This is a genomic window from Kitasatospora sp. NPDC051984 (genome assembly GCF_044593455.1).
GTDB lineage: Bacteria > Actinomycetota > Actinomycetes > Streptomycetales > Streptomycetaceae > Kitasatospora.
On record NZ_JBIUCB010000018.1, the window covers coordinates 60,262 to 83,657 of the forward strand.

26 protein-coding genes are annotated in these 23,396 nt (G+C 71.9%); 15 read left to right on the forward strand and 11 right to left on the reverse strand.

Annotated features, from left to right (window positions below; genetic code table 11):
* The first annotated feature begins 49 nt into the window (after nt 1-49).
* From ACIHEI_RS28125 to ACIHEI_RS28190, 14 genes are all read left to right on the forward strand, one after another.
* Nucleotides 50-370, forward strand: coding sequence for a hypothetical protein (locus ACIHEI_RS28125; protein ID WP_396608586.1), 321 nt, complete (start codon nt 50-52; stop codon nt 368-370).
* 97 nt (nt 371-467) lie between these two features.
* Nucleotides 468-1,199, forward strand: a complete 732-nt coding sequence (locus tag ACIHEI_RS28130; RefSeq protein ID WP_396608587.1) for a hypothetical protein — start codon at nt 468-470, stop codon at nt 1,197-1,199.
* 80 nt (nt 1,200-1,279) lie between these two features.
* A complete protein-coding gene (locus ACIHEI_RS28135; protein WP_396608588.1) occupies nt 1,280-1,594 on the forward strand; it encodes a hypothetical protein in 315 nt (104 codons plus the stop codon).
* 352 nt (nt 1,595-1,946) lie between these two features.
* Nucleotides 1,947-2,450 (forward strand): hypothetical protein, encoded by a 504-nt coding sequence (locus tag ACIHEI_RS28140; RefSeq protein WP_396608589.1) that lies wholly within the window; start codon nt 1,947-1,949, stop codon nt 2,448-2,450.
* A gap of 232 nt (nt 2,451-2,682) precedes the next feature.
* Nucleotides 2,683-4,131 (forward strand): DUF317 domain-containing protein, encoded by a 1,449-nt coding sequence (locus ACIHEI_RS28145; protein ID WP_396608590.1) that lies wholly within the window; start codon nt 2,683-2,685, stop codon nt 4,129-4,131.
* A 107-nt stretch (nt 4,132-4,238) separates the two neighbouring features.
* Nucleotides 4,239-4,688 (forward strand): hypothetical protein, encoded by a 450-nt coding sequence (locus ACIHEI_RS28150; protein ID WP_396608591.1) that lies wholly within the window; start codon nt 4,239-4,241, stop codon nt 4,686-4,688.
* A gap of 16 nt (nt 4,689-4,704) precedes the next feature.
* A complete protein-coding gene (locus ACIHEI_RS28155; protein ID WP_396608655.1) occupies nt 4,705-5,484 on the forward strand; it encodes a hypothetical protein in 780 nt (259 codons plus the stop codon).
* Between the two features lie 148 nt (nt 5,485-5,632).
* A complete protein-coding gene (locus tag ACIHEI_RS28160) occupies nt 5,633-5,860 on the forward strand; it encodes a hypothetical protein (protein ID WP_396608653.1) in 228 nt (75 codons plus the stop codon).
* A gap of 150 nt (nt 5,861-6,010) precedes the next feature.
* Nucleotides 6,011-7,150 (forward strand): AAA family ATPase, encoded by a 1,140-nt coding sequence (locus ACIHEI_RS28165; RefSeq protein ID WP_396608654.1) that lies wholly within the window; start codon nt 6,011-6,013, stop codon nt 7,148-7,150.
* Nucleotides 7,147-8,946, forward strand: coding sequence for a hypothetical protein (locus ACIHEI_RS28170; RefSeq protein WP_396608592.1), 1,800 nt, complete (start codon nt 7,147-7,149; stop codon nt 8,944-8,946). The genes ACIHEI_RS28165 and ACIHEI_RS28170 overlap by 4 nt, the downstream gene beginning before the upstream one ends.
* Nucleotides 8,947-9,189: 243 nt before the next feature.
* On the forward strand, nt 9,190-9,525 hold the full coding sequence (locus ACIHEI_RS28175; protein WP_396608593.1) for a DUF317 domain-containing protein: 336 nt from the start codon (nt 9,190-9,192) through the stop codon (nt 9,523-9,525).
* Nucleotides 9,526-9,643: 118 nt separating this feature from the next.
* The gene (locus ACIHEI_RS28180) at nt 9,644-9,823 is read left to right on the forward strand and encodes a hypothetical protein (RefSeq protein WP_396608594.1); all 180 of its coding nucleotides are present in this window, start codon (nt 9,644-9,646) and stop codon (nt 9,821-9,823) included.
* 295 nt (nt 9,824-10,118) lie between these two features.
* Nucleotides 10,119-10,316, forward strand: coding sequence for a hypothetical protein (locus ACIHEI_RS28185; protein WP_396608595.1), 198 nt, complete (start codon nt 10,119-10,121; stop codon nt 10,314-10,316).
* Nucleotides 10,317-10,321: 5 nt separating this feature from the next.
* The gene (locus ACIHEI_RS28190) at nt 10,322-10,687 is read left to right on the forward strand and encodes a hypothetical protein (protein ID WP_396608596.1); all 366 of its coding nucleotides are present in this window, start codon (nt 10,322-10,324) and stop codon (nt 10,685-10,687) included.
* A 181-nt stretch (nt 10,688-10,868) separates the two neighbouring features.
* Here ACIHEI_RS28190 and ACIHEI_RS28195 read toward each other — a convergent pair whose 3' ends face one another.
* The 5 genes from ACIHEI_RS28195 to ACIHEI_RS28215 all read right to left on the reverse strand — a co-directional run bounded on the left by ACIHEI_RS28195 (nt 10,869) and on the right by ACIHEI_RS28215 (nt 16,212).
* The gene (locus ACIHEI_RS28195; RefSeq protein WP_396608597.1) at nt 10,869-11,174 is read right to left on the reverse strand and encodes a hypothetical protein; all 306 of its coding nucleotides are present in this window, start codon (nt 11,172-11,174) and stop codon (nt 10,869-10,871) included.
* Nucleotides 11,175-11,446: 272 nt separating this feature from the next.
* Nucleotides 11,447-12,688: an ATP-grasp domain-containing protein gene (locus ACIHEI_RS28200; RefSeq protein ID WP_396608598.1), complete on the reverse strand. Its 1,242-nt coding sequence runs from the start codon at nt 12,686-12,688 to the stop codon at nt 11,447-11,449.
* Between the two features lie 102 nt (nt 12,689-12,790).
* Complete coding sequence (locus ACIHEI_RS28205) at nt 12,791-13,969, reverse strand: MFS transporter (RefSeq protein WP_396608599.1); 1,179 nt, start codon at nt 13,967-13,969, stop codon at nt 12,791-12,793.
* Between the two features lie 63 nt (nt 13,970-14,032).
* Nucleotides 14,033-15,307 (reverse strand): acetyl-CoA carboxylase biotin carboxylase subunit family protein, encoded by a 1,275-nt coding sequence (locus ACIHEI_RS28210; RefSeq protein ID WP_396608600.1) that lies wholly within the window; start codon nt 15,305-15,307, stop codon nt 14,033-14,035.
* Nucleotides 15,308-15,399: 92 nt separating this feature from the next.
* The gene (locus ACIHEI_RS28215; RefSeq protein ID WP_396608601.1) at nt 15,400-16,212 is read right to left on the reverse strand and encodes a hypothetical protein; all 813 of its coding nucleotides are present in this window, start codon (nt 16,210-16,212) and stop codon (nt 15,400-15,402) included.
* A gap of 221 nt (nt 16,213-16,433) precedes the next feature.
* On the opposite strand from ACIHEI_RS28215, the gene ACIHEI_RS28220 reads away from it, so the two are divergent.
* On the forward strand, nt 16,434-17,900 hold the full coding sequence (locus ACIHEI_RS28220; protein WP_396608602.1) for a hypothetical protein: 1,467 nt from the start codon (nt 16,434-16,436) through the stop codon (nt 17,898-17,900).
* A gap of 43 nt (nt 17,901-17,943) precedes the next feature.
* Here the strand turns inward: ACIHEI_RS28220 and ACIHEI_RS28225 are convergent, their stop codons facing one another.
* From ACIHEI_RS28225 to ACIHEI_RS28250, 6 genes are all read right to left on the reverse strand, one after another.
* Nucleotides 17,944-18,246, reverse strand: coding sequence for a hypothetical protein (locus tag ACIHEI_RS28225; RefSeq protein WP_396608603.1), 303 nt, complete (start codon nt 18,244-18,246; stop codon nt 17,944-17,946).
* Between the two features lie 167 nt (nt 18,247-18,413).
* Nucleotides 18,414-20,135, reverse strand: a complete 1,722-nt coding sequence (locus ACIHEI_RS28230) for a relaxase/mobilization nuclease domain-containing protein (RefSeq protein ID WP_396608604.1) — start codon at nt 20,133-20,135, stop codon at nt 18,414-18,416.
* Nucleotides 20,125-20,538, reverse strand: coding sequence for a plasmid mobilization protein (locus tag ACIHEI_RS28235; RefSeq protein WP_396608605.1), 414 nt, complete (start codon nt 20,536-20,538; stop codon nt 20,125-20,127). Before ACIHEI_RS28235 ends, ACIHEI_RS28230 begins: the two co-directional genes overlap by 11 nt.
* Nucleotides 20,539-20,793: 255 nt before the next feature.
* Nucleotides 20,794-21,018 carry a hypothetical protein gene (locus ACIHEI_RS28240; RefSeq protein WP_396608606.1) on the reverse strand — a complete coding sequence of 75 codons (225 nt, stop codon included), beginning with the start codon at nt 21,016-21,018 and terminating at the stop codon, nt 20,794-20,796.
* A gap of 49 nt (nt 21,019-21,067) precedes the next feature.
* On the reverse strand, nt 21,068-22,786 hold the full coding sequence (locus tag ACIHEI_RS28245; protein WP_396608607.1) for a DUF2637 domain-containing protein: 1,719 nt from the start codon (nt 22,784-22,786) through the stop codon (nt 21,068-21,070).
* Nucleotides 22,783-23,325, reverse strand: coding sequence for a WhiB family transcriptional regulator (locus tag ACIHEI_RS28250; protein WP_396608608.1), 543 nt, complete (start codon nt 23,323-23,325; stop codon nt 22,783-22,785). The genes ACIHEI_RS28245 and ACIHEI_RS28250 overlap by 4 nt, the downstream gene beginning before the upstream one ends.
* Nucleotides 23,326-23,396 lie beyond the last annotated feature (71 nt).

The following is a 23,396-nucleotide window of genomic DNA, read 5'->3' on the forward strand; positions in this document are numbered from 1 at the left end:
TGACCATGTCGACCACCTGGCCCGCCAGGTCGACCTCCTGGACGACCAGTTGCGTGCCAAGGCCGCCTCCATCCGCGACCGCTTGGCCCCGCTCGCCGCCGGCAACCACCGCGGCGTGGACAGCAACGGCGTGCTGCGACTGGGCGCCATGGATCTCGAAGTCCTCGGCATCCGGTACGCGCAGAGCCTCGACACGCTGGAGCACGCCGTCGTCGCCTACCAGCGGGCGGACCACGCCCCGCCCACCACCGAACGCGCTGCCGCAGCTACCGCCCGCCGCGTCCCGCACGGTCCCAGCAGCACTCCCACGCCACCCGAGACCACCGGAGAAACCCATCACCGACACCACCGAGCCGCTCCTCGCCATTGACGCGGCCCTCCAGGTCGAGGATCTCGAAGCCCACTCCAAGGAAGACGGGCGCAGGTGGTGGGAGTTCGCGTACGAGCGGAACATCGGCGTCCTGGCCGTGCAGCACACCGCCAACCCGCACACGCCGCTGCTGACCGACTCCTATCTCGTCGTCCACGACGCCACGATGACCTGGGACATCCCCGGGTCACCGCAGCTCGCGGGCATCCACGTCCAACGTGACCTGGGAACTGGGACTTTCAGGCTGGAGTACGAGCGGGCACCGATCGTGGCCCTGGCGCAGAACTGGCTCGTCTCCCGCGGCGCCGACCTCGACCAGGTGACACCACGCGACGAGTCGCTGCCGACCTGCGACCAGCCGAGCCGCGACCTGGAGCAGCGGCTCGCCCAGGCCGGCGACCGGTACTGGTTCGCGAACTCGTACACCTCCGACCTCGTCCTGGACCCCTCACGTTCCTCGGGCGGCCCGCCCAGCACCGACGAGCAGCTGATCTACGACTTCCACACCTGGATCATCGCCGAGGACCTGCGGCCCGAGCCCGGCCAGCATCCGGTCCGGGTGTTCTTCGAGGACGTCGACTACCTCGGCCGCTCCTACACCCTGCGGGAGGGCGGCTTCCCGGACCTCGACGCCGCCTACAAGTGGACCCACCGCGCCGGCGCGCCGGACAACCCCCTCCCGCCCGTCGAGGTCGAGACCGCCACCAACCCGCGCAGCGCCGCCGCCCGCACCACCAGCCCCGCCGCCGCTGCCCGCCCTGCCGCAGCCGTCCCCGAGGCCCAGCCCGCCGCCAACGACCAGACCGCCACCCGCCCCCGCACCCGGTGACGGTCCCACCCCCAGGAGCACCTATCCCCACCGCTGTTCAGCGGGTACGCCGCCGCCCGCGCACCACCGAGATCCGCACCATGCAGAAGTCCGTGCGCCTGACGCCGACCGCGCTCGCGGCCATCCGCGAGCGAGCGGCACAGGAGAGCCTGACGACCTCCGGGTTCATCGCCACCGCCGCGCTGGCCGCCGCCCTGGCCGACGGTCCCGTCGGCCGCCCCGAGACCGACCCGCGCCGACCGCTGGCCGAAGCGCTCGACCGCCTGGCTGGGGAGTTGCGCGCGCTCACCAACACCGTCACCGAGACCGAGCAGGCATCGAACGTGCTGGCTGTGCTGCCCGAATTGGCCCAACGGGTCTACGCCGTCCTCGATGCCGTGCTGGAGGCCGCGTGATACCCGACGTGTCCACCGGCAACAGCCCCCGGCCACTGCTGGCCTACCTCTTCGGCCCGGGCCGAAGGGAGGAGCACGAGGACCCGCACCTTGTCGCGGCCTGGGACCGGGCCGGTGCGCCCGATCCCGGCCGTGACCCTGACGCCACCGTCGGCCGGCTCACCGCCCGGCTCGACCAGCACGCCCGGCTGCGGGCCGCCGAACTCGGCGCGCTACCGCCCAGCCGGGTTTGGCACTGCTCGGTGCGCACGGCCCCCGAGGATCCGGTGCTCACGGACGACCAGTGGGCTCATGTAGCCCAGCGGATCGTCGCCGCGACCGGGCTCGCGCCCGCCGAGGGGCCCGGCTGTCGATGGGTGGCGTGCGGCACGCCGTCCACCACATTCACATCGCCGGGATCAGCGTGCGGCCGGACGGATCGCGGCCCGCGATGCACCGCGACTCGATCCGCGCCCAGGCGGAATGCCGGGCCATCGAGAGGGAGTGGGGCCTTCGCCCCGTCGGACAGGGCGAGCGCGTCACCACCAGCTATCCGACCATCGCCGAGATCATCAAAGCGGAACAGCAGGGCTGGGACGAGCCGTCCCGTGTCTGGCTCCAGCAGCGCATGCGCCAGGCCCTGGCCAGTGCCAGCAGCGTCGCGGAGTACACGGCGGCCCTGGAGGCCGACGGCGTCCTGGTGCGCTGGCGGACCGCCGAGGCAGGTGCCCGAGTCGGGTACAGCCTGGCCCGCCCCGGCGACACCGGGACGAGCGGGATGCCGGTGTACTACTCCGCCGGCCGCCTGGACTCCGCGCTCACGCTGCCTCGGCTGACCGCTCAGCTGGTCGCCGGCGCATCACCGGAGCCGTCCTGAAGTCTCCGCGGCTTCCCGTCCTTCGCCTCGCCATGCCCAACCGGCCCGCCCGCATTGGAGGCCCACAATTTCCTGGGACGACTTCTGGCCCGAGGAGGACACCCTCGTCCGGCCCGCCTACCTCGCCGGTCTCGGCACACGGCTCGCCCTCGACACCCCGCTCCGGGCACTGGAGGGCTGGACCACCACCGCCGTAGGGGACACAGCGCGCCTCGTCAGTGAAAGCCCCTGCATGGGGGTACGGGTCGTCTACGCCCCTGACCGCCCCGAGCCCTGGGGCATCTTCGCCCAGCGCGACCTGTTCGAAGGCGTCAACTGGTACGGCTCCGTCAGCCGTAATTGCCCACCCGAGATCCTCCACACGTTCTTCGCTGATCTGGCCGAGTCCGTGGAGCGCGACGCCGTCGCGGACACCGAGGCCGTGTTCATCGGCAACGGCCAACCCGTCTCCGACGCATTCCAACTCCTGACCGACGATGGCTGGAAGATCAGCGCCGCGGATCGCGGTGCCCTGCGGGCGACCTCGGACGACGGCCGTGTGGTGGTGACCACCGGAGCGCAGCGCACCCCGAAGGAGGAGTCCGCCGCCGACGGAGCCCTGCGGTTCGTGTGGAACGTGGCACCCGGCATCCCGGAGGTGTCGTGGTCCGCCCAGTTCAGCGCCGACACGCCCGCACTCGTGATCGCGGCCTTCAACCGCGCCCTCCTCTACCGCGACCCCTTGATCCGCTACACCTCCAGTCTCCCGACGGAGGTACTCGCCCGGTCGCAGGCCGAGCAGGACGCCGCCGAGCACCACGAGGAGAGCCGGCCGGCGCTGCCGAGGGCCGCCGAGCTGCTGGCGGCCTCACCGGGCCTGTCGGAGTCGGAGGTCCTGGTAGTCCCGGCCCATCTCGCCGGGCCCGGGGACAGGGGCCGGGCGGTCTCGGCCTTGAGCAGGGCGAACGGTTGGGCAGAATCGACGGGCGCCACGGCCAGGTTCTGGGACAGCCCCTGTGCGACCGTCCGGGTCGCTCTGCTGCTGCGAACCGACCCGGAACCGTCCTCCCGCGTGCGGCCGTCCGAAGGCACCTGGATCATCACCGGCGCGGAAGAAGCCCTCGCCGCTCCGCTGTGGCAGATGCACCTGAGCCCGCACACGCCGGCGGAGGTCGTCGGTGCCGTCACCAGCCTTCTCGCCCGAGCCTCGACCGAAGGCCACCCTGCAGCCACCCGAAGGGCGTTGAACGACCACACCGCCCTCAGCAGCAACCTCATCGAGGGCGGCTGGAGCCGCGAGCAGCACGCGCACGTCATCCGCTACACCCACCCGTCCCTGCGGATCTCCTACTCGCACAGCCTCCACTCCTTCTCCCGGCACGAAGAGCTGGACCACAACTGCCCCTCCACCCACCAGGTCTCCTCCGCTCTCGACAGCCGACTGACCGCCTGGACGCTGGCAGGCACCAGCTCCACCCCGCATGTGCTGATCAGCACAGCTCTGGAGGCCGCCGCCACGCCCGAGCCTGTCCGGCGTACCCGTGACACCGTGCCCCGGCAGTTCCGCCCCTTCATCCGCATCCTGCCGCCGACCGTCCCCCGTGCCAGCGCGGCCCGCTCCGGCAACGCCGTCACCACAAGGCCCGCCCTCACCCCCGACGCCGCCCCCAACCCGACCACGCCACGGAGGCGAACACGCTGATCCCGGCCTCGCTCAACGACTACGCCCGCGCGCTGGCACCTCGACTGCCAGGCCGGTGGAACGCCTCGCTCCGCGACAACGCCACGGCCGCCCAGCGCAACGCCCTGATGGACCGGCTCTGGGACCTCGGCACCGCTTATTGGGCCCTGATCGACTTCGTCAACAACCAAGTGGGCCAGCTGAGCCACCCAGCGGGCCTGGACCTGGTGGTTCTGCGACGCCCCTGTCGCTCCCGCCAGTACCTCGTCGCCGCCCTCGTTCCCCTCGGCCACGGACTCGCCCACCAAGTCCAGGACCATGCGGTCCCGTTCGGCATCGCCGTCGCCGACAATCCCGCCCGAGCCGCCGCCGACGTCACGCGGCGCCTGCTCCCCTCCTACCAGCAGGCCCTGCGCACCGTCGGCCACAGCGCCGGCTGGAGCACACTCGCCACGGTCCCGCCCAGCCGCGCCGTGGCCGCCACCGGGCGCAGCCCTCGCGACACCACCGTGGTGGCGTCCCCGCCCGCCAAACCCTTCGCCTCGCCCGTCGCCGGCACGCGCCGGGCCCGAACCTGATGGAGCTGCCCGCTTCTTGCTCGCCGCCGCGCCACCTCGAACCGACGTCCCCGTCCGCCCAGCCCAACTCGCTGGGCCGGACGGCACCGACCTCCCCTTCCGCCTCACCTCCGAACACGGCTGGTACCGACCGTTCGACGCCCCGGCCGCTCTGGTCCTGACCAGCCCCCAGGAAGGACTCGCCCTCAACCGGCAACACCGGCAGTGGAGTTTGACCAGTACAGGGGGATGGACCGTCCGCTTCTGTGACCGCGTCCCCGCCGAAGTCCCCTACGCCCTCGTCACCGCCGCCCAGAAGGCCGAGGCTGATCCCGCCGCCGCTGCAGCGCCGATCACCGGCGACCGGGCCACCGCGCTGCTGCTGGCCTCCGGCTGGTCCGGGTTCAACCGCGACGGGTACCGGCTGGTCGCCGCGCCCGATCGCCGAGCGGCCCTCTCCTGGGCCGAGTCTGCACCCGACCCGGGCCCGGCCCTGACTGCCGCCGCCGAGACGGGCGTGTGGACTGTCCACTTCAGCTACAACGCCCCTGACCACCTCCTCACCGCCACCATCGTGGCGCTTCTGCACCCCGCGCTCCGGCAGCCGGACCAGATCCCGGAGCACTTCCGAGACCTCGCCCGCTCCGCGCCCCTCAACACCGGGCGAGGAGGTGGCGAATCGGTTGCCCGGCCGAGTGCCGCCCGGATGCACGGCATGGCTTCGCATCCGGCGCTGCGGCACATCTCCCCGCCCACCCTTCCCCCTGCACTCCCGCATTTCAGTCCCGCGGGACCAACCCGTCCACGTCCTTGCTGAACCACGGTCCGGGCGCCGACTTCCTGCCTCGGTCGGCGACGGAACACCGCTGGCACCGGCCGCCCAAGCCCTCCGAGTCCGAACCGAACACCACGGAGAAATCCTGACTGCTTACCCTCTCGACTCCATTGCCAACGCCAAGGCCAGCATCCAGGGACCCCCGCCCGTCCACGAATCAGCGACGATCCGGCACACCAACACCGGCGAGATCACCACCACCCGCTACAACGCCGCCGCCCGCCGGATCCTGCTCCAGGCCGGCTTCGAGGAGGCTCCTGGCTGCACCTGCCCAACGACGGAAGGCAGCACGGACCGAACCCATGAGCCTGCTCGGCAGCCAGCAGGCTGCTCCCCGCCAGCCACCTCGTGCGCCTGAACCGAGCACTCGCCCTGCCCGTGATCCGCTCCGAGATCGGCCCCTGCCAACCCTGCTCGCACACAAACCCCTTTGAGGACCTTCGCCTTGACCACACCCGGACCGCCCGTCAAAACAGCACACGCCAAGCCCGGCGAGCTGCGGGCAAAGGTGGCCCGATTGCTGGCCGACCGGTCGGCGGACCCGTTTTCCATCGGGGAAATATCCAAGGCCCTGGGCCACTCCCACGGTGCTGTCCAACAAGCGGTCACGACCCTGGTGCGACGCGGCGAGGCCGACCAGCTCGGCGCCGCAAAGCAGTTCCGCGCGAACGGGAAAACGGCCGCCGCCGCGCAGACCGCGGTGATCAGTCGACCGGGAACCCACTCGCCCCGCGCCCGAGCGGCCACGGCCCGCACGACCCCTCCCGCCCCGACCCCGCCCAAGCCGGGCGGCCCGATTCGCCGTCCGGGTGGCCAGCTCTACCACCCTCGGGAGCTGGCCGACCTGCCCGACGTCGAGGCACTGAACCGTCTGCGCGACGCCGACGTGCCGGTGCTACTCTACGGCCCCCCGGGCACCGGCAAGACGTCCCTGGTGGAGGCCGCGTTCCCGGACTTGCTCACCGTCGCCGGCGACGGCGACACCACGGTCGGCGACCTGATCGGCGAGTACACACAGGACGACGACGGTAACTACGTCTTCCAGTACGGTCCGCTGGTCACCGCGATGACCGAGGGCCGCGCCCTACTGATCGACGACGCCACCCTGATCTCGCCGAAAGTGTTGGCGTCGCTGTACCCGGCGATGGACGGGCGCCGCCAGATCCAGGTCAAGGCCCACAAGGGCGAGACCATCCAGGCCAAGCCCGGCTTCTTCGTGCTGGCGGGCCACAATCCGGGCGTGCACGGCGCTGTTCTCACGGAGGCACTCGCATCCCGGTTCAGCGTGCAGATCCAGGTCGGCACCGACTACGACCTCGCCCTCGCCCTGCGGATCGATGCCCGGGTAGTCCGGATCGCCCGGCACCTCGCCGCCCAGGTCGAACTCGGCGAACTCGGCTGGGCGCCCCAACTGCGGGAACTGATCGCGTATCAGAAGACCGAGTCCGTCCTCGGCACCCGGGCCGCGCTCGCGAACCTGGTCGGCATCGCCCCCATCGAGGACCGCGACGCCGTCGCCGCCGCAGTCAGCAAGATCGCCGGCGTGAAGCAGGTCGCGCCGCTCACCCTCGGCCGGCAGCTCTCCGCCGCGACCGCTTCGACCGCCCAGCAGCCCACCGGCTCCGCGTACCGGAGCCGCCCCCGATGAGTACCCATCACCACGTCCAGTCCTCCGCCACCACGCCGGACGACGACGCCGACCTCGCCCGCTGGGACGACGACGGCGCCCCACCCGCACAGCCCCAGTCCTCCCCGGCCGCGTGGCTGCGCGTGGGAGCCGAACTCGGCGACCGGCTGGTCGCCCTGTCCGGCCGCCAGGACTTGCTCGTCACCTGCCGCCCCGGCACCCGCAGCGGCGCACCGGCCGCCTACTTCCCCGGCCTGGCGGAGATCGAGTTCGACGCCACGCTGTTCGAACCTCTCCAACCCCACGAGGTCCGTCCGCGGATCGTGGGCGACGAGGAGCACTATCCCGCCGCCTGGGGAGTGCTCGTCCACGAGGCCGCCCACGCCGCCCACTCCGTATGGGCCGAACCGGCCGGCGCGGACCCGCGCGTCGTCCAGGCCGCTCTCCTGCTGGAGGAGAGCCGTGTCGAGGGGGCTCACCTGATCAGGCGGCCCACCGACCGCAGGTACCTGCGCACCAGTGCCCGGACCCTGGTCATGCCCGACATCGCCAACCCCAGCGTCCAGGGCGTCGAGCAGGCCGCCGGCGTGGCGGCCCTGATCCTCGGCCGCCGGGACGCCGGCATCCTGGACGCCGGCGAGACCCGCGCCGTCGCCGAGCTGTGCGAACGGGTCCTGGGCGCCGACCTGCTGGCCACCCTCACCGGCATCTGGACCGCGGCCCACCGGTGCGCCGACCACGACGCCACGACCATGCTCGCGCACGCCCAGGACTGGTGCGACGCCCTGGGCACCGCCGCCCCCGCACTGCCCGTGCCGGAGGACCTCACCGATCTGCTGTCCGCCGCCACAGGGGCCGTCATGGACAGCGTGGCCGCCAACGACGCCGCCGATCTCGCCGCACAAGCCGCCGCGACCAACGCCGTGGCTGCCCGGTCCAGGGCGCAGGCCAAGGACCGCGCTCAGCAGGCCGGCCAGCGACGCAAGGCCGCCGCCACAGCCAAGTCCGTCTTCAACCCGGGCGGCACCACCGTCAGTCCCGACGGAACACCGCGGCCCTTCAGCAACCCGATCACCGGCACCCGTCGACCCACTGCCGCCGAGCAGAGCGCCGCCGCGCGCCTGAGCCGCGCCCTTCGCGCCGCCGCCTACCGCGAACGCACCGAGGAACGGACCACCAGCCCCACCCCGCCCGGCCGCCTCAACATGCGCCAGGCCCTTGCCCGCGACGCCCAGCGCGCCGCCGGGGCAACGCCCACCGCAGAACCGTTCACCCACACCCGCCGCCGATCCACCGCCGCCCCACCACTGCGCGTCGGCATCGCCGTCGACGTCTCTGGCTCCATGAGCGCCGCCTGCAAGCCCGTCGCATCAGCTGCCTGGATCGTGGCCCGCGCAGCAGCCCTGACCGACCCCGACTCCCACACCGCCACCATCGCCTACGACCGGAATCTGACCGCACTGACCCGGCCCACCCACCGGGCACCAGACCGCGTCACGATGTTCGAAGCCGGCGGCGGCAGCCACAACTTGGCTGACGCCATCGATGCACTCGACCATGGCCTCGAACTCAGCCGCCCCGGTACCGGCCGCCTCCTCGTGATCGTCACCGACGCCCAGTACACCGGCTACGAAACCGCCAACGCCGTCACCCGCATCAAGCGCCTCACCACCGCTGGCTGCGCCGTACTCCAGCTCACCCTCACTGCCGAATCCCGCCACCTGACAGGGACCACCCTGCTCCACCTGCCCCGGCCATCCAGCGCTCCCGCCGCCATCGCCAAGGCCGCCACCGACGCCATCCGCAAAACGTGCTGAAACACCGTCACAGGACCACGATCACCGAACGCAGAAGCCCCGCCCGCCAGCCCACCAACTTCATCGAAACAGGACCCCCAACGCGCCGTCACTGGACCAACCCGGCTCCGGCGGCGGCGCGTTCGCCTGCGGCAGACAATCTGCACCAAACCCTCGACGGGACTACATGATCCAGGGACTTCCAAGCAAACATGGACCTCCCGCCGCACTCCGTCGAGGAAGTGACACGCCCTGACCGTCATCATGTCTGCGCCCTCCGCCCCCAGCCTCCGCCCCGGTGACCCCGTCCCGGTCCGCAACTGGCTCCTCGGCGAGGGGAACCCCAACGACCTGAACGCCTTTTTGTACGAGAACCGTTGGACGTACGTCATCGATGCCGACGGAGGTCTGCACGCCGCATCCCCGTGCACCCAGGTGTACCTGGGCTACCAGCCGGACAACCCGTGCGCGGACACCTGGACCATCTCCCTGGACGGCACCGCGCGCCAGCCCGGTTGGCGGGCCCGGTTCGACCGCCACACCCCGGTCGAGGTTGTACTCGCCGTCCTGCGCACTCTCGTCGAACAGCCGGGCCGCTGAGCCCGTCCCCTCCCCCTATCGAAGGGAACCCCTCATCTTCACCCTGCGCGCTGCCCGCGCCGCCAAGACCCGCCTCCTCCAGCGCGCTGCGGCAGCTAGGTGGCTGACCGGCTGCGCTGTGTACCCCAACTTCCTGCACGTGGTGCTGCTGTGGCCCGGCAGACCGCTGATGTTCGCCAGCGCTGTGCTGGGCGCGCTGCAGCTGGCGGTCATCATCCTGCTGCTGTGGCTGACGCCCCCGCTCGTCGCTGACGCCCTCGGCGACCGCCCGCCTCGCATCCGCCGCCAGAACCGGTGAACCGGCCAGCGCCGGGCCCCACGGCTCGGCGGCCAGTCACGGCACAACCGTGCCGCACCAGTCCAGCGCTCCTGGAGGCCGCTTGCCCCTCCCGATCGAGTTGTCCGGAGACGTCCTCGATCCCGCCACCGTCCACCGCGCGTTCGGCACCGCCTACGGCCCGCCCGACCCTGACGGTCACCGTCCGGCCTTCGCTGTCCTGGCGTACCTCGCCCCCGCCGACCGCTACCTGATCGCACCCCTCGGAACTCCGACCCGCAACGGGGCAGCCCCGACAGTGGGACGATGTGGCTGGGTGGAACCCGTCGCGCTGAACGAGCTGGTCGTCGCCCATCCGGTCCGCGCCGACGGCGGGGGCCGGACGGTGTGCCACCACCACATCCGCCCCGCTTCACCCGGTGCCTGCCGCACTTGCCGCATCCGGCCCCCGGGCCCGGACTGCGACTTCTTCCGCACCTCGCGCTTCGCCCCCGTCTCCGCGGAGGAGTCCTGATCTCCATGTCTGCTCCCCGGCGCCATCTGCGCCGCGCAGCCCTCGCCACGGCCGTAGTCACTGCTGCCGCCGGAGTGGAGGCCGTCGCTGGCGCGCTCTCCGGACCCAGTGGGGCGACCGCCGTCGCGCTGGTCGCCCTCGCCGTTGGTGTGCTGGCTTTGTGCTGGATCTCCCGGAGCCTGGACGCCGATGCGGACCGCGCCGTGCTCGGCTGGCTCGACCAGCACGGCCAGGGCCGACTCGACCAGATTGCCTCCGGGACCGGGCTGCGCCCAGCGACGGCGAGATTGTGCCTGGTCCGGTTGGCCCGCGCCGCTGCGGTCACCGTCTCCGGCGACGGGAAACACCCGGTGTACCGGCTCGCGGAATGACGCGTCGGCGGCACGCCGAAGGGCGGTGGTGCACAAGGATGTTCCTTGTGCACCACCGCCCTCGGCGCGTCCAGCGCCAACTCCGGACACGGGCCGGACCGCGGGTGATCAACCCGAACCCGCCGCAGCCTCCCGGCCCGCGGACAGCGGACCGCCGCGGCCAGCAAGTGCTGGTACAGGGTCAGTTGAAGTAGATCCCGGCGAACTCGCCCCCGAAGCCCAGGTCAGTCAGCGCCTGCTCGGCGTCACCCCAGGACCGGTCCGCGTAGGAGAAGTTCTCCTCGAAGAAGTCGATGTCCAGCTCGCCCTCCTCCCACTCGTAGCCGCACCGGCAGCGCACGAAGACGCGCCGGCGGGTCTCCAGAAGCAGCCAGTCGCGGCTCGCGCGGCACGAGGAGCAAAGGACGAGGGTGCCCCGCGGGTTCAGTTCGCCGGGGTACTCGACGACGCGGATCACGGCACCGCCAGGGGCGGGCTCGGGAACCATCACGGGATAGTCCGGGATGTGCAGGCCGGCGTCGGAGAGCGGAGGGATCGAGGGGTCGTTCGGGTTCAGATCGCGTCTCGGCGAGTCCGACAAGCTGCAAGCCCTTTCGTGAGGCAGATGGTGGGCTTAACCGAGGCCCGGACCCTGAATATTCCCGAAATCCGGCACCGATGCCTGATCGTGATCTTTCGCGTTCTGCGCCGCTGGAACTGGCCGCGTTGGCCGTGGCGGGTCCGGTCGTTGTCCATATCGGGCCCGCCACGTTCCGCGGCTCAGGCGGTCTCGCCAACCTCCACGTCGAGGAGGCTGGTCACGTGATCCAGTCGGGCATGGACCTGGTCCGCGTCGGCACCCGTGACGACGACGTGTGCGAGGCGGCCGGTATGCAAGTTCCCGCCGTCGTCGGGGAGGAGGATCTGCTCGCCGGTCTCGTGCTCGAAGCGCAGCCGCTCCAGCCAGTCCGGGCTGCCGAGTTCTTCGCGGGGCTGGGCACGGCGAATGGTGCCCGAGGTAGAGGGCAGGATGAAGCGGACTCCGGCGGCCTCCCGTCGAGTAGGGGTGAGGTCGGGCTCTCGGCCCAGGGCGATGTCCGCGGCGATGGCCGGCAGGTCGATACCGGTGGCCAGCTGGACGAGACGACCGATCAGGTCACCGCCGATGCGTCCGTTCACCTCGATCAGGCGCGCGCCGCTGCTGGTGAGCCGCATCTCGACGTGGGACACGGCCGTGTTGACGCCGAGGGCGTCCAGCGCGGCCTCGGCGACGGGGCCGACCTGGGCGAGGAGCGGATCGTCGGCGACGACGGTGTGACCGACCTCCTGGAACAGCGGTTCCGGGCCCAGGAACTTTCGGGTGACGGCGACCGGCGTGGTGATGCCGTACACGGTGACGCACTCCACCGAGATCTCGGGTCCGTCGAGGTACTCCTCCACGAGAAGGCCGGAGCCCTCCGCCCCCTGACCGACGGCCTCTTCGGAGGCGTAGACGTAGGCGGCCGGGAGGTCCTGAGCCTGCTCGACCTTGATCACGCCGATGCTGCCGGCGTACGCGGCGGGCTTGAGGACGACGGGGTATCCGATGCGGCGGGCGGCGGTGTTGACGGTGACGAGCGAGGTGGCCCGGATCGACTGCGCGGACGGCACGCCCTCGGCTGCCCAGACGGCGCGCGCGGCGCTCTTGTTGCGGCAGGCCGCGGCGGTCGCGGACGACTGGCCGGGCAGGCCGAGGTCGGTCGCGATCTGCGCGGTGGGCAGCAGGCAGTACTCGTCCCAGGTGAGAACGCCGGCGATGGTGTGGCGGTCGGCCAGGCGGGCGACAGCCTCCCGAAGGGCGGCCAGGTCGTGGGGGTCAGCGACCTCGTGATCGACGATGTGCCGCAGTTGCCATGTCGGAGCGGTGGCGTCGACCAGGACAACTCGGTGGCGGCGCGCGGCGCTTTCGAGGCAGTAGGCGCGGTAGGCGGGGTTGCCCGAGGAGATGAGGAGGAGGACGGTGTCGTCGGAAGTGTGGGGCATGCGGTCTTTCCGTTCGGGGTTGCGAGGCTCTGGCGGCTGGGTGACCAGGTCGTTCCTCGCTGCGAGGGCACGGAGCCGGCTTTTTCGGAGAAGGGACAGTGGTCAGGCGCTTGCAGGGCGGCGGCCGGCGGGTTGGAGAGCGAGGGCTGTGGCACACAGCGACGCGAGCACGGTGCTGCCCATCCACAGCCAGCCGGGGCCGCGGTTGAGGGCGAGGGCGCCGATCAGCGGAGCTGCCAGCGCGGAGCCGCCGAACGCGGCGCCCCAGACACCGAGGTAGCGGCCACGCGCGCCGTCCGGTGCGAGGCCGGTGACGTACGCGGCGGCCCCGACGCAGAACGCCATCTCGCCGAGGCTCCACAGGACTGCAGCGGCGATGAACACGGCGGCGGAGTGGGCGAGGCCGTTGGCTCCCATGCCGAGGCCGATGGCCAGGGCTCCGACCGCGCAGGTTCGCAACGATGGGGTGCGGTCCATCAGCGGCTGCAGCAGCGGCTGCAACGCCAGGACCGTGATGGCGTTGGCAACGTTGACCGCACCGTAGACGGCGGGCGACACGCCGTCGGCGTGGATGGCCAGCGGGAGACCGTACACCATCTGCTGGTACACGGTAAGCGTGACCAACGACAGGCCGGTGAACGACAGCAGGCGCCAGTCGGTTAGGACACTGCGATAGCCAACGGGATCTGCGGGGTTGGCCGGGTGGTCGCGGGTGGCGGGCAGGGCAAGGACGACCATGGCAAACGCGAGGCAGGTCAGCGCATTGACCGCGCAGAGCCAGCCCATGTGGGAGCTGGCGAGGAAGCCGCCGACGATGCCGGAGGCCGCGGCGCCCGCGTTCAGCATCCAGTACTGCAGGCCGTAGCCGCGGGCGCGCTGCTGCTCGGTGAGGATGTCCGCGATCCACGCGGTGATCGCGGTGCGGGGCGCGTCGAAGACCAGCCCGATCGCGGCGGCCAGGGCAATCAGTTCGGGGACAGCGGTGGCGCGGGCGAGCAGCCCGTACGCCGTGGCGGTCAGGGTCAGGGAGGCAACGATGGTGGGTTTGCGGCCGATTCGGTCGGCGGCGGCACCGGCGAGCGGCTGGCCCAGTATCCAGCCCGCGCCGAACGCGGCCAGGACCTGGCCGGCGGTGCTGATGGAGAGGTGGAGCCGGGTCACCAGATAGACGGTGAGGTACGGAACGAGGACGGCGCCGATGCGGTTGGCGCCGGATCCGATCACGAGCACCCAGTACGTGGCCGGAAAGCGGGTGGGGGGACCGGCGGCGGCTGTCGACAAGCGGCTGCTCCAGCAGTGGAGTTCGGGTGGGAACGGAGGGACGGGGAGCGACCTCCCGGGGTCCTAGCGGACCGGCCGTTCTTCATGCGGCGGCAGGTCGCTGGTGGTGATCTGCCAGGCGCTGGCGGCCTGGTGGGCGTGGGCCTCGGCCTGCTCGGCGGTTTCTCCGATGGCGAAGACGTGGCCGGCGGGGGTGAGAGTGCCGACGCGGGTGGGGCTCTGCTGGCCGACATGGACGAGCTGGTGGACGTCGATGACACCGGGCCGCTTCCGCAGGACCTCGACGCTGTCCATGTCGGTGATCCAGCCGGGCGGGGCGATCGGGGCGGCCCAGGCCACGGTCGGACTGCCGCTGCGCAGCTGCACCTGCGGGGGCAGGCCCATCGCCAAGTCGGCGGCGAGCGCCCAGGGCTCGATGCCGTGCTGGAGCTTAAGCAGGTGGGGCAGCATGGCGCCGCCGGGGCGCAGCCCGATCTCCCCTACCAGCAGGTCACCGGAGCGTGCGAGCAGGATCTCCACGTGGGCGAACCCGGTGACCAGGTGGAGGGCATCGGCGGCAGCGCGGGCCAGGTCGATGACCTGTTGGGCTTGGCCGTCACCGGCACCCAGCAGCACCGAGCCCAGGACGGTGGTGCCCAGCAGCGGGCCGGGATAGCGGCCCGGCACGGCGTAGACCTCGCGGCCGTGGTGGCGCAGGATCTCGCAGTGGAACTCGGCGATGACGTCGATTCCTTCCTCGGCCATGAGGCCGCCGCTGGCGTGGTCCAGTCCCCGGTGGATGCCGGAGGCGTGAAGGCAGGCGGGCAGCGCTTGGGGGCCGAAGGCGCCGCTGGCAAGCAGGCGGTCGAGGTGGTCCCGGTCGCGGACCAGGAGGGTTCCGATCGCGGCGAATCCCCTGCGGGGCTTCACGACGACCGGCCAGCCGAGCTGCGCGGCTGCGCTCTCGATGTCGGCGACGCTGTTCAGCGTGACGTGCCCAGCGACGGGGACGCCGGCGGCGGCGAGCACGTCCTTCTGAATGTGCTTGTCCGTTCCGGCTGCTGCCGATTCCACAGACTGACCCGGCAGGCCGAGCCGTTCGCGCAAGAATGCGGCGGCCCGCAGGCAGGGCTCGTCGGTGGTGACCACCGACTCGACGGGCAGCGTGGCCAGTTCGTCAGCGAGGGCGGACAACTGGCGCCGGTCGTCCCACGCGGCGACGGTCAGCATCGGGTATGCGACACCGCGTGCCTGGCGGTCGGTCTGGACGGCGGGCGGTACGACGGCGAGAATCTGCTGCCCGCGCTCGGTGAGCCGGTCCTCAAGATGGGAGCGGAGGGCGGAGAGCACGACGAGCATGGCGACGTTCCTTCATCTGTTCAGGTCAGAAAGGGGTTACGCGGCGGCGGGGCCGGTCGGGCACGGCGGCCGAGTGTGCACGCGCTGAACTGCTACTGCAGGCGGAGGACCGGCTGGTGGGGCTGGCCGCTGAGCGCTTCGGTCAGCCGCTCGCCCGGTGCCGTCGGCGGCGTGACGAAGGGCAGGGTCGCCGAGGTGGTGCGGGCGGCCGAGCCGCGGGGCGACGAAGCCGCTGCGGGCGCGGCTTGGACGACCACGCCGAGGAGGTCGGCCGGGCAGACGTAGCCGATGCCCTCGCTCTTGAAGGACCGGACGGCACGGGTGACCGCGGCGCTGCGCGCGGCGAGCCCCGTCGCGCCGGGAGGCAGTTGGAACCGGACGTCGTCGTTGGTGGAGCGGTCGAGGAAGCCGGCCTCGCGCAGCAGCTGCTCGGCACGCGCCTGGGTGGCCAGCAGTTCCTCACGGCCAGGGACGCCCATTTGCTCCAGGCACTGGTACACCGCTGCCAGCATCGCAGGAACGCTGCCGCGGTTGTGCTCGTGCGGGCCGCCGGGCTCGCTGCTGTAGATCACCTCGAACTGGTCGTTGGCGTCCGGGTGGTCCCGGGTGACGTGCCAGCTGTTGGGAAAGCCGGGGATGGCGTCGGCGATCTCGCCGTTCCCCTGGGGCGGGGAGATCGTCAGGTACCCGCCGTTGGGCAGCAGGACGTGGAGGATGTAGCCGCTCAGCCCGAAGTCCTCGACGCATTCGAGGCCGCGGTGTTCGAGTGGGCCGGTGATGTGCGGATAGCGCCGGCTGATCTGTGCGGCGTCGATGGTCCTGGGCGTGAACGGCCCGTACACGTAGGCGTTCAGTTCGTGGGGTTTCTCGGTGAACAGAACCGTCACCTGGGGCTCGGATTCCACGGTCACTCTCCTGCTGCGCGGGACGGGGGTGGTACGCCCGCCGACGCAACGTCGATCGCGTCCGTCGGCGGGCGGATCACCAGATTCCGTGCAGCACGGCCGGACGCATCCGGCCGATCTTGTGCTAGGGCGGCAGGAGGGCCTCGATCCTGGCTGGTGATGCGTCGGCGTACCGGGAAAAACATGCGCAATCGGCCATTTGGGCGGACATCATGGTCGTCATGACCTCTCGCCCCGCCACGCCCGGATGGATCGTCATTGACGTGCCGCCGCCACTCACCGCCAGCTTCAATGACCTGCTCGACTCGGCAGAACTCCAGCACCGGCGTGACGGAAGCCTGTTGAAGATCCGGACCAGGGAGTCCTACAGCCAGGCGCAGCCGCGCCTGCTCGTCATTCGCAGCGTCCCGCACACCGAGGCCGGATTCCGGCAGCTGAGCACACTGCCCGATCGGGGGGTCGGCCTCAGCGCGCAGGATTTCGACCCCTTCCTGGCCAAGCTGCGTGCTGACGACGCGCTTCCGGCCCGGGTCGCCGAGTTCCAGCTGACCTTTCAGAGTTCGGGCCTGCAGGTTCTCCCGGATCGCCTTCGTGGATTCTTCACCGAACGCGCTCTGCCGGTGCTCCCCGAGTCGGAGTTCATGGTGGTCGACATGGCCAGCGAGCTGAGCCAGCGCTACACGCTGGTCCGGCTCCTCCACCACGCGCTCATCTACCCGCAGGTGGCCTCGGCCGATCCGACCAAGCGTCCGGGGGTCGGCCTGGCCACCAGTGCTATCCACGGGCTGCAGCCGTTTCTCTCCCCGGCTCTGGCGGTCGCCTCCCCGTACTTGTTCGGGGCGACCGCGGCACGCGACCACGCCGTGGGTGTGTGGCTGTTCGGTGCGCCCCGCCCGGGGGCGGAGTGGCCGAGCAACCAGCTCGTCGACGCGCTGTCCTACGGCGACGACCGGATGATCGGCCCGCGGCAGCGGATGGGGCTGCAGCAGCCGGCCGCGACGGCCGAGCAGTTCCGGTCGTTCGTCAGCTGGTGGATCGAAGCCGTGAACAAGCTGCTGACCGTCGTGACCGACCCGAGTCGCTTCCCTCAGCCGCGGAGTGCGGGCCCGTACGACCCTGCTCGGCACTGGCAGTACCTGGCGAGTGTGGAACGCCTCTTCCGAGACGTTGGGGAGGTCATGCTCCTGACCGAGCAGCATGAGACGGCGCAGCTGCGCGCGGCCTACGACGCCCTGGACACGCTGGAGGGCATGGGGATCGGCTCGTTCGACGAGGCCCTCAAGCCGAGCCAGGCCCAGAAGGTCCTCGGCGACCTCGCACAGGCGCTGCCCGCTGACGTGGCCGCCGTTCTGCTGCCGGCGTGTCAACTCGGCGTCGACGCGCTCGGGCGCGTGAAGGACGAGTTCGTGCCGAGCCAGTACCTCGGGCCTAACGGCCTGGTCGGCATTCCCACGAAGAAGGGCGGCACCATCGACCGCAGTTGGGACACCGCCACCAGCCGGTACCTGCGGGTCGACCGGAACAGCGCGCACTCATACTTGAAGCTCGATGCCGAGGAGAAGGCGACGCTGTTCTCCCATACAGGCAGGCTCCCCCGGGGTCTGGCCAACATCGCGCTGCTGCAGCTGGCCGCCCTCCTGGCCAACCCGCAGGCACTCTTGCGGAAGATTCCCCGCGTCGGCGAGTAGCCATGTCACCGGGCCAGAAGAAGCCGCGCCAGCGTGTCTGACATCAGCTGAGCAGGCGCAGCCCCTCGGTTTGGCAGAGGTACCACCCGCTGACCGGGAGGCCGTCCTCTCCTTGCCAGGTGACCTGCGCCGACCAGCGCAGGCTGCCCAGACGCAGCCGCCAGTGTTCGATCCGGGCAGGTCGCCACTGCCCGCCGACGCGGATTTGCGCCCGCACCCAGCGGGCCTCCGTCGGCCAGGTGCGGCCCGGGCCGGTCAGCAGCGCTGCGGGTGCGGGCCTCGCGTCCCCGTCGTCGTTCCCGAGGTGGAGTCGTTCGGGTCGGGGGCGCGGGAGGGCGGTACTCATGCCGCTATCGTACGCCTGTTCGATTTTCGTTTTCCGTTCCTTCCGATGCTCCGGCCGGGTGCCGGAAACGCCGAGGACGCCAGCCCGGCGGGGCTGGCGTCCTCGGTGCTGCTTTCTCAGAGCGAGGCCACGTTAGCGTGTCAGACCCGACGGCGTATCGGGTTCGGTCAGCGCGTCGGGCGTCGCCTCGGCGCGGGTGCCGTAGCGGCGGCCTGTCCGCTCCGGGGGCCTGTGCCGCGCTTCGCGGTGGTGAGCTCGGGTGCGGCCGACAGTCCGGCGATCCGCCGGACCCGCCAGACCATCACCGCGGTGACCGAGTCTGCGCTGTCCAGCTCTCGCCACGACCTGGCTTCCTCAAGCAGCGCGGCCGAATCATGGCCGGCCGCCTCCGCCTCGGCGAGGGTCGCGGCGAGCGCGTCCCAGCCCTCCCTTTCCCTGGGGACACCCTCGACGTCGGCCAGCCGGGTGCGGATGATCTCGTTCTGGCGTTCGCGGGCCGGCGTCGGCAGCGTCCGGCCGCCCTGGGCCATCGCGGCCATCGGCCTGGCGGCAACCGTCCAGTAGGCCGTGCGCAGTTCGCGGGCGGCGGCGTCGGCGGCGGCGGCCTGCTGGGCGTGGCCTTGGCCGGAGTGCCAGCGGGCGGCGGCGATGGCCAGCAGGACCAGGGTGGACAGCAGCATGGCGGTCGCCCCGCCGTCCTCGCCGCGGTTGGTGGCGTAGCCGCTGGAGAGCAGCTGCCGGGCGGCGTAGCGCAGGCTGCGGTTGTCGGCGCGCTCGGCGCGGACGTGGCTGCGCGAGGCGCGCTCGAACGCCCGCGCCGCTGAGAGGAGCTGGGCGCGGGTGTCGGCAGGTGCGCGGATGGCGATCACGTCGATGACCTCGATCGCTCCGGCGAGCTGGGCGGCGACCTGCTCGGCTTCGCCTTCGTCGATCGTGCGGGCGGCGGCCTCGACCGCCTGGGCTGCGCCACGCCGGGCCTGCGCGGCTCGCGAGTCGGGCGTGCGGACCTTGCCCGTCGCCGCGCCGTCGGGCGGCACGGTGTCGGCGGCGTCGACCGGTCCGGTGCCCAGTCGCTTGCGGATGCGAGGCAGGGAGAGGTCCGGGGCGAGCCGGGAGCCGCCGAAGAACACCGGGTCGCCGTTGGCGTTGCGGTCGTCCGGGTGGGCGACGGAGTATCCGAGCACGTCGCCCGACGGTCCGGTCTTGAAGCTGACCAGGAGGCCGACCGTCTTGAGTCGGTCGAGGAACTCTTGCTCGTCAGCGGCGCCCGCGAGGGCGCGCCGGACGGCGTCGCGTAGTTGGAGCCGGACGGGTTCGCCTTTGCCGAGGCGTTTCGCCTTGTGGCCTTCGGCGCTGGTCGGCCGCTTGGCGGCGGTCCCGTCGCCCTGGTTCAGCTCCCTGAGGCCGAAGTCCTTTTCGATCTGACGGCATTCGGCCTGTGCGCGCGTCGCGTCGCCGTTCAGGCGGGCTTGGCGCAGGTCGCCGCGCACGATGGTGGCCATGATGTGGATGTGCCGGGGGTCGTGGCGGACCGCGATCCAGCGGCAGCCGTCCGGATCGCCTTCGGGCGCGATGCCGGCGGCGGCGACCACGCGGCGGGCGGCCTCGGCCCACTCCTCGTCGGTCAGGAGCCGGTCGCCGGGGTCCGCGCTGACGGGGCAATGCCACACGTGCCGCTTGGGCCGCCGGTCGCCGAGCTGGTTGACCCGCAGGTCGAGCGCGGCCTCCAGCTGCGAGAGCGTGGCGTTCGGGTCGCGGCCCGGGTCCGGGGCGAACCCGTCCCAGGAGGCGACGATGTGCGGGTCAACGTGTTCGTCGCGCCGCCCGGGACCGAAGAGGTAGGCCAGCAGTCCGTACGTCTTCGATCCGCGGCTGACGTCAGGGACCACCGGCGGCCCCGGTGACGAGCTGGGCAGCGGTGCGGTCGACGGTGGCGACGGCGGCGCGGACCGCGCCGAGCGTGGCGTCGAGGTCGGCCGGCTGGACGTGGCCGCCGGCGTTGAAGGCGAAGGCGACTTGGTTCAGGTTGTTGCCGACTCGGGCGAGGTGGGCGCGGGCGGCGGCGAGGACGTCGACGGCTCGGTCGAGGCGGTCTTGCGGGTCGCGGGCGCTGCTGTGGCCGCGGGCAGCGGCGAGCGTGCTGGTGGCGACGAAGCGGGAGACGGTCTGCTCGCGCTGTTCGGCGGCGGCGATGATCTCGTCGCGCTCGGCGGCGTTGAAGCGGGTGACGATGCGGTGGGGGCGCTGCTGGGCGTCGCGGTGGCGGCGGCGCGGACGGCGCTTGGGCGTCAACTCGGCTTCAGGGTCTTGGGATTGTGGCGTGGTCGTGGCTTCTCCTTTCCTCGGTTCCCGGAGCGCCCTCGCTCCGGGTTCCTGGGTGGAGTCGAGCGCCCTCGCTCGACTCCACCCAGGTCCCTCGCCCCCGTGGGGCGAGGGCAAGTGCCTGGGGTGGCCCGTAGGGCTGCCCCAGGCGATAGCTTGCTGCGCCATCGGTGCCGGTCCCCGCCCCGGGCAGTGCAGGTCAAAGCGGCTGCACGGCAACCGACTTCACCGTGCGGAGGCGGCTTCCAGCTGGTAGTCGACGAGCACCTCGATGGCGTACTCGATTGCGTCCGGCGGCGTCTCCAGGACGAACTGCGGACCGCAGCGGGTCCGGCGGACGACCCAGCTGCCGTCGCTCGCCCCGTCGGCGCTGTGCAGGAGCTTCGTGTCGCGCAGCAGGGTCATCAGACCGATGGTGAGGTGTTCGTCGGTGTTGTTCTTGGCGGTCAAGTCGGTTCCTCGGGTGGGGTGGTGGCCTGTTCGGCGGGTTTCGGGACGGTCAGCGTCGGGCGGGCGGGGGTTTGCCCTCGATGTCCTTCAGCTCCCGCAGGAGTTGGCCGAGCGCGGTGTTGTTGATCGGCACGTTCTGGGCTCGGAGGCCGGCGCGTAGGGTCTCGCGGGTCAGCCGTCCCTCGGCGGTGGCGGCGACGGTGCGCCCGATCGGCAGCAGCGCCTCCAGCTCGTCCTCACTCAGCTCCCGCTTCCGGGCTTCGCGGTCCGGTCCCCGGGCAGCACCCGGGACCGGGGACGGAGCGGCGGGGACGGCCTTGGGCGTGGTGCTGATCCTCGGGACGGTCCCCGGTCCCTGCCTCGGCCGGTCCCCGCTGTGGACGGTCGGTGTGCCGGGGGTGTCCACGGTCCCGGTGTGGGGACCGGCTTCCTTGGCGGGGTCCGGGAGCGGTCGGGGTTCGGGACCGGTCCCGGTGCTCGCGGTCCCCGGTGTCGGGACGGCCCTGAGTGCGGTCGGTTGTGCCGGGACGGTCCCGGGGCCGCAGGGACGAGCGGTTGCGGCGTCGGCCGGGGCGGGGACGGCCGGGACCGGGGGCGGGGAGGTCGCTGCGGAGGCTGGGGTGTGGGGGGTTGCGGTCGCGATGGCGTCGCTCACCTGGCCTGTGCCGTCGGCCTCGCCGGCTGGCCGGGACGCTGCGCTGCCGTTGGGGACCGATCCGTCTCGGTGCCGGGGACCGTGTTCGGCTGGCGTGGCCGCCGCAGCGGGAACCGCTGGGGGCGCGGCGTGTACCAGCGGGACGGATTCGGCGGGGACGGTGGGGACGGTCCCGGACGGGCTGCTCGCCGGTCCCGGCGATGCCGTGGTACCGGGGACGGCTCCCGGTTTCTGCTCCGGTCCCACCGGGGCGGTCGCGGGGGCGGGGGCCGTCCTGTTCTCGGGGACCGTCCCGGGGCCGGGGGCAGCGGCGGAAGCCTGGGGACCGGGGACGGTCCCGTTGGCGGCGGCGGACTCGGTTCCGGGGGTGGGGACGGCTTGCGGTTGCGTCCCCGAGATGGTGGCTGACTCCGGCGGGAGCGCGGCCGGTTCCGGATGAGCCTTGGTCAGCGACACCGGGGACGGCGCGGGGACGGCGGTCAGCTCGGGATGCTCGTCCGCGGTCGCGGACGCGGCGCTCTCCAGGGCTGCGTCTTCGGTGCGCTTGCGGCTCCACCATCGGGTGCGGACCGCGGTCTTGGTCGGGTCGTCCTGACCGGATGCGCCCCGCCGGCTCCACCAGCGGGTCTTGCTCGACTCCTGCGTCTCCGAGGCGGGCTCGGGGTCCGCGTCGGCGCCGGAGGTGTGTCGGGACATGACGATGTAGAGGTGGGTGGCGCCGCCCAGCACCAGCGGTGCGATGGTGCTAAGCACGCCGACGGACCAGTTCGACAGGTGCAGACCCTCGCTGGGCGGGGTGAGGTCGTTGAGGCGCACGGCGTGGGTCCAGTTGGCCCAGACGCTCGTGGCCGTGGCGCTGCCGAACACGCTCCACGTGTAGAAGCGGGCCCTCAGCGGCGCTTCCTTGAGCACGACCAGCGCCCTGGTGCCGTAAGCGATGAATCCGTCGATGGCGACGGGGAACAGGTAGGTCAGTTCGGGCCGGATGTGCATGGCGACGGCCATCTGCTGCAGGGCGTCGTAGGACAGGGCTCCGCCGACGCCGCCCATGGCGCCAATCGCGGCCTTGTCCCACCAGGACATCCCGGGCCGGAGTCGCTGGCCGTTGCTCACGCGGCCACCGCCCGGCTGGCGGCCAAGGAGGCTGCGATGCGCTGCTCGCGCCGGACTGCCAGCGGCTGGTTGTCGATGGTCTTGCGGGCCTCGCGCAGCAGTTCGAGGCCGTACTTGCGGCTGATGCCGAGTACGGACGCCCAGGTGTTCACGTCCAGGCCGAGGATCGCGGCGACGGTGACCACAGAGATGCGTTCCGGCCTGGAGAGGCCCCCCGACCGGCCGGCGAGGGCGTCGCGGATGCGCTGCTCCTCCCAGCGGTGGACGGTGGCACGGCGGTGGAGCACGAGGCGTTGGGCCTCAGTCAGTCCTCCGCGGATGCCCCAGCGGTCATTCAGGTCCAGGGCCTCTTCCAGGCACTGCTCGCTGACGGGGCAGGACCTGCAGACCGACTTGGCGGCGGCGGTCTGCTTGGTCTCTTTGGGCAGCGAGTAGAACCGGTCCGGGGATGGGCTGCCGGCGCAGGCGGCGTCGGTCGTCCAGCTGTGATCGCGACGGCGGCCTACGAGCTGGATCGGGGTGGGCTGGGTGTCGGGCACGGTGCGGTGTTCTCCGTGGTGGGCCTGCTGCGGCAGGCGGTTGGTCGGTGGCGGCCCTGTGGCGGTGGCAC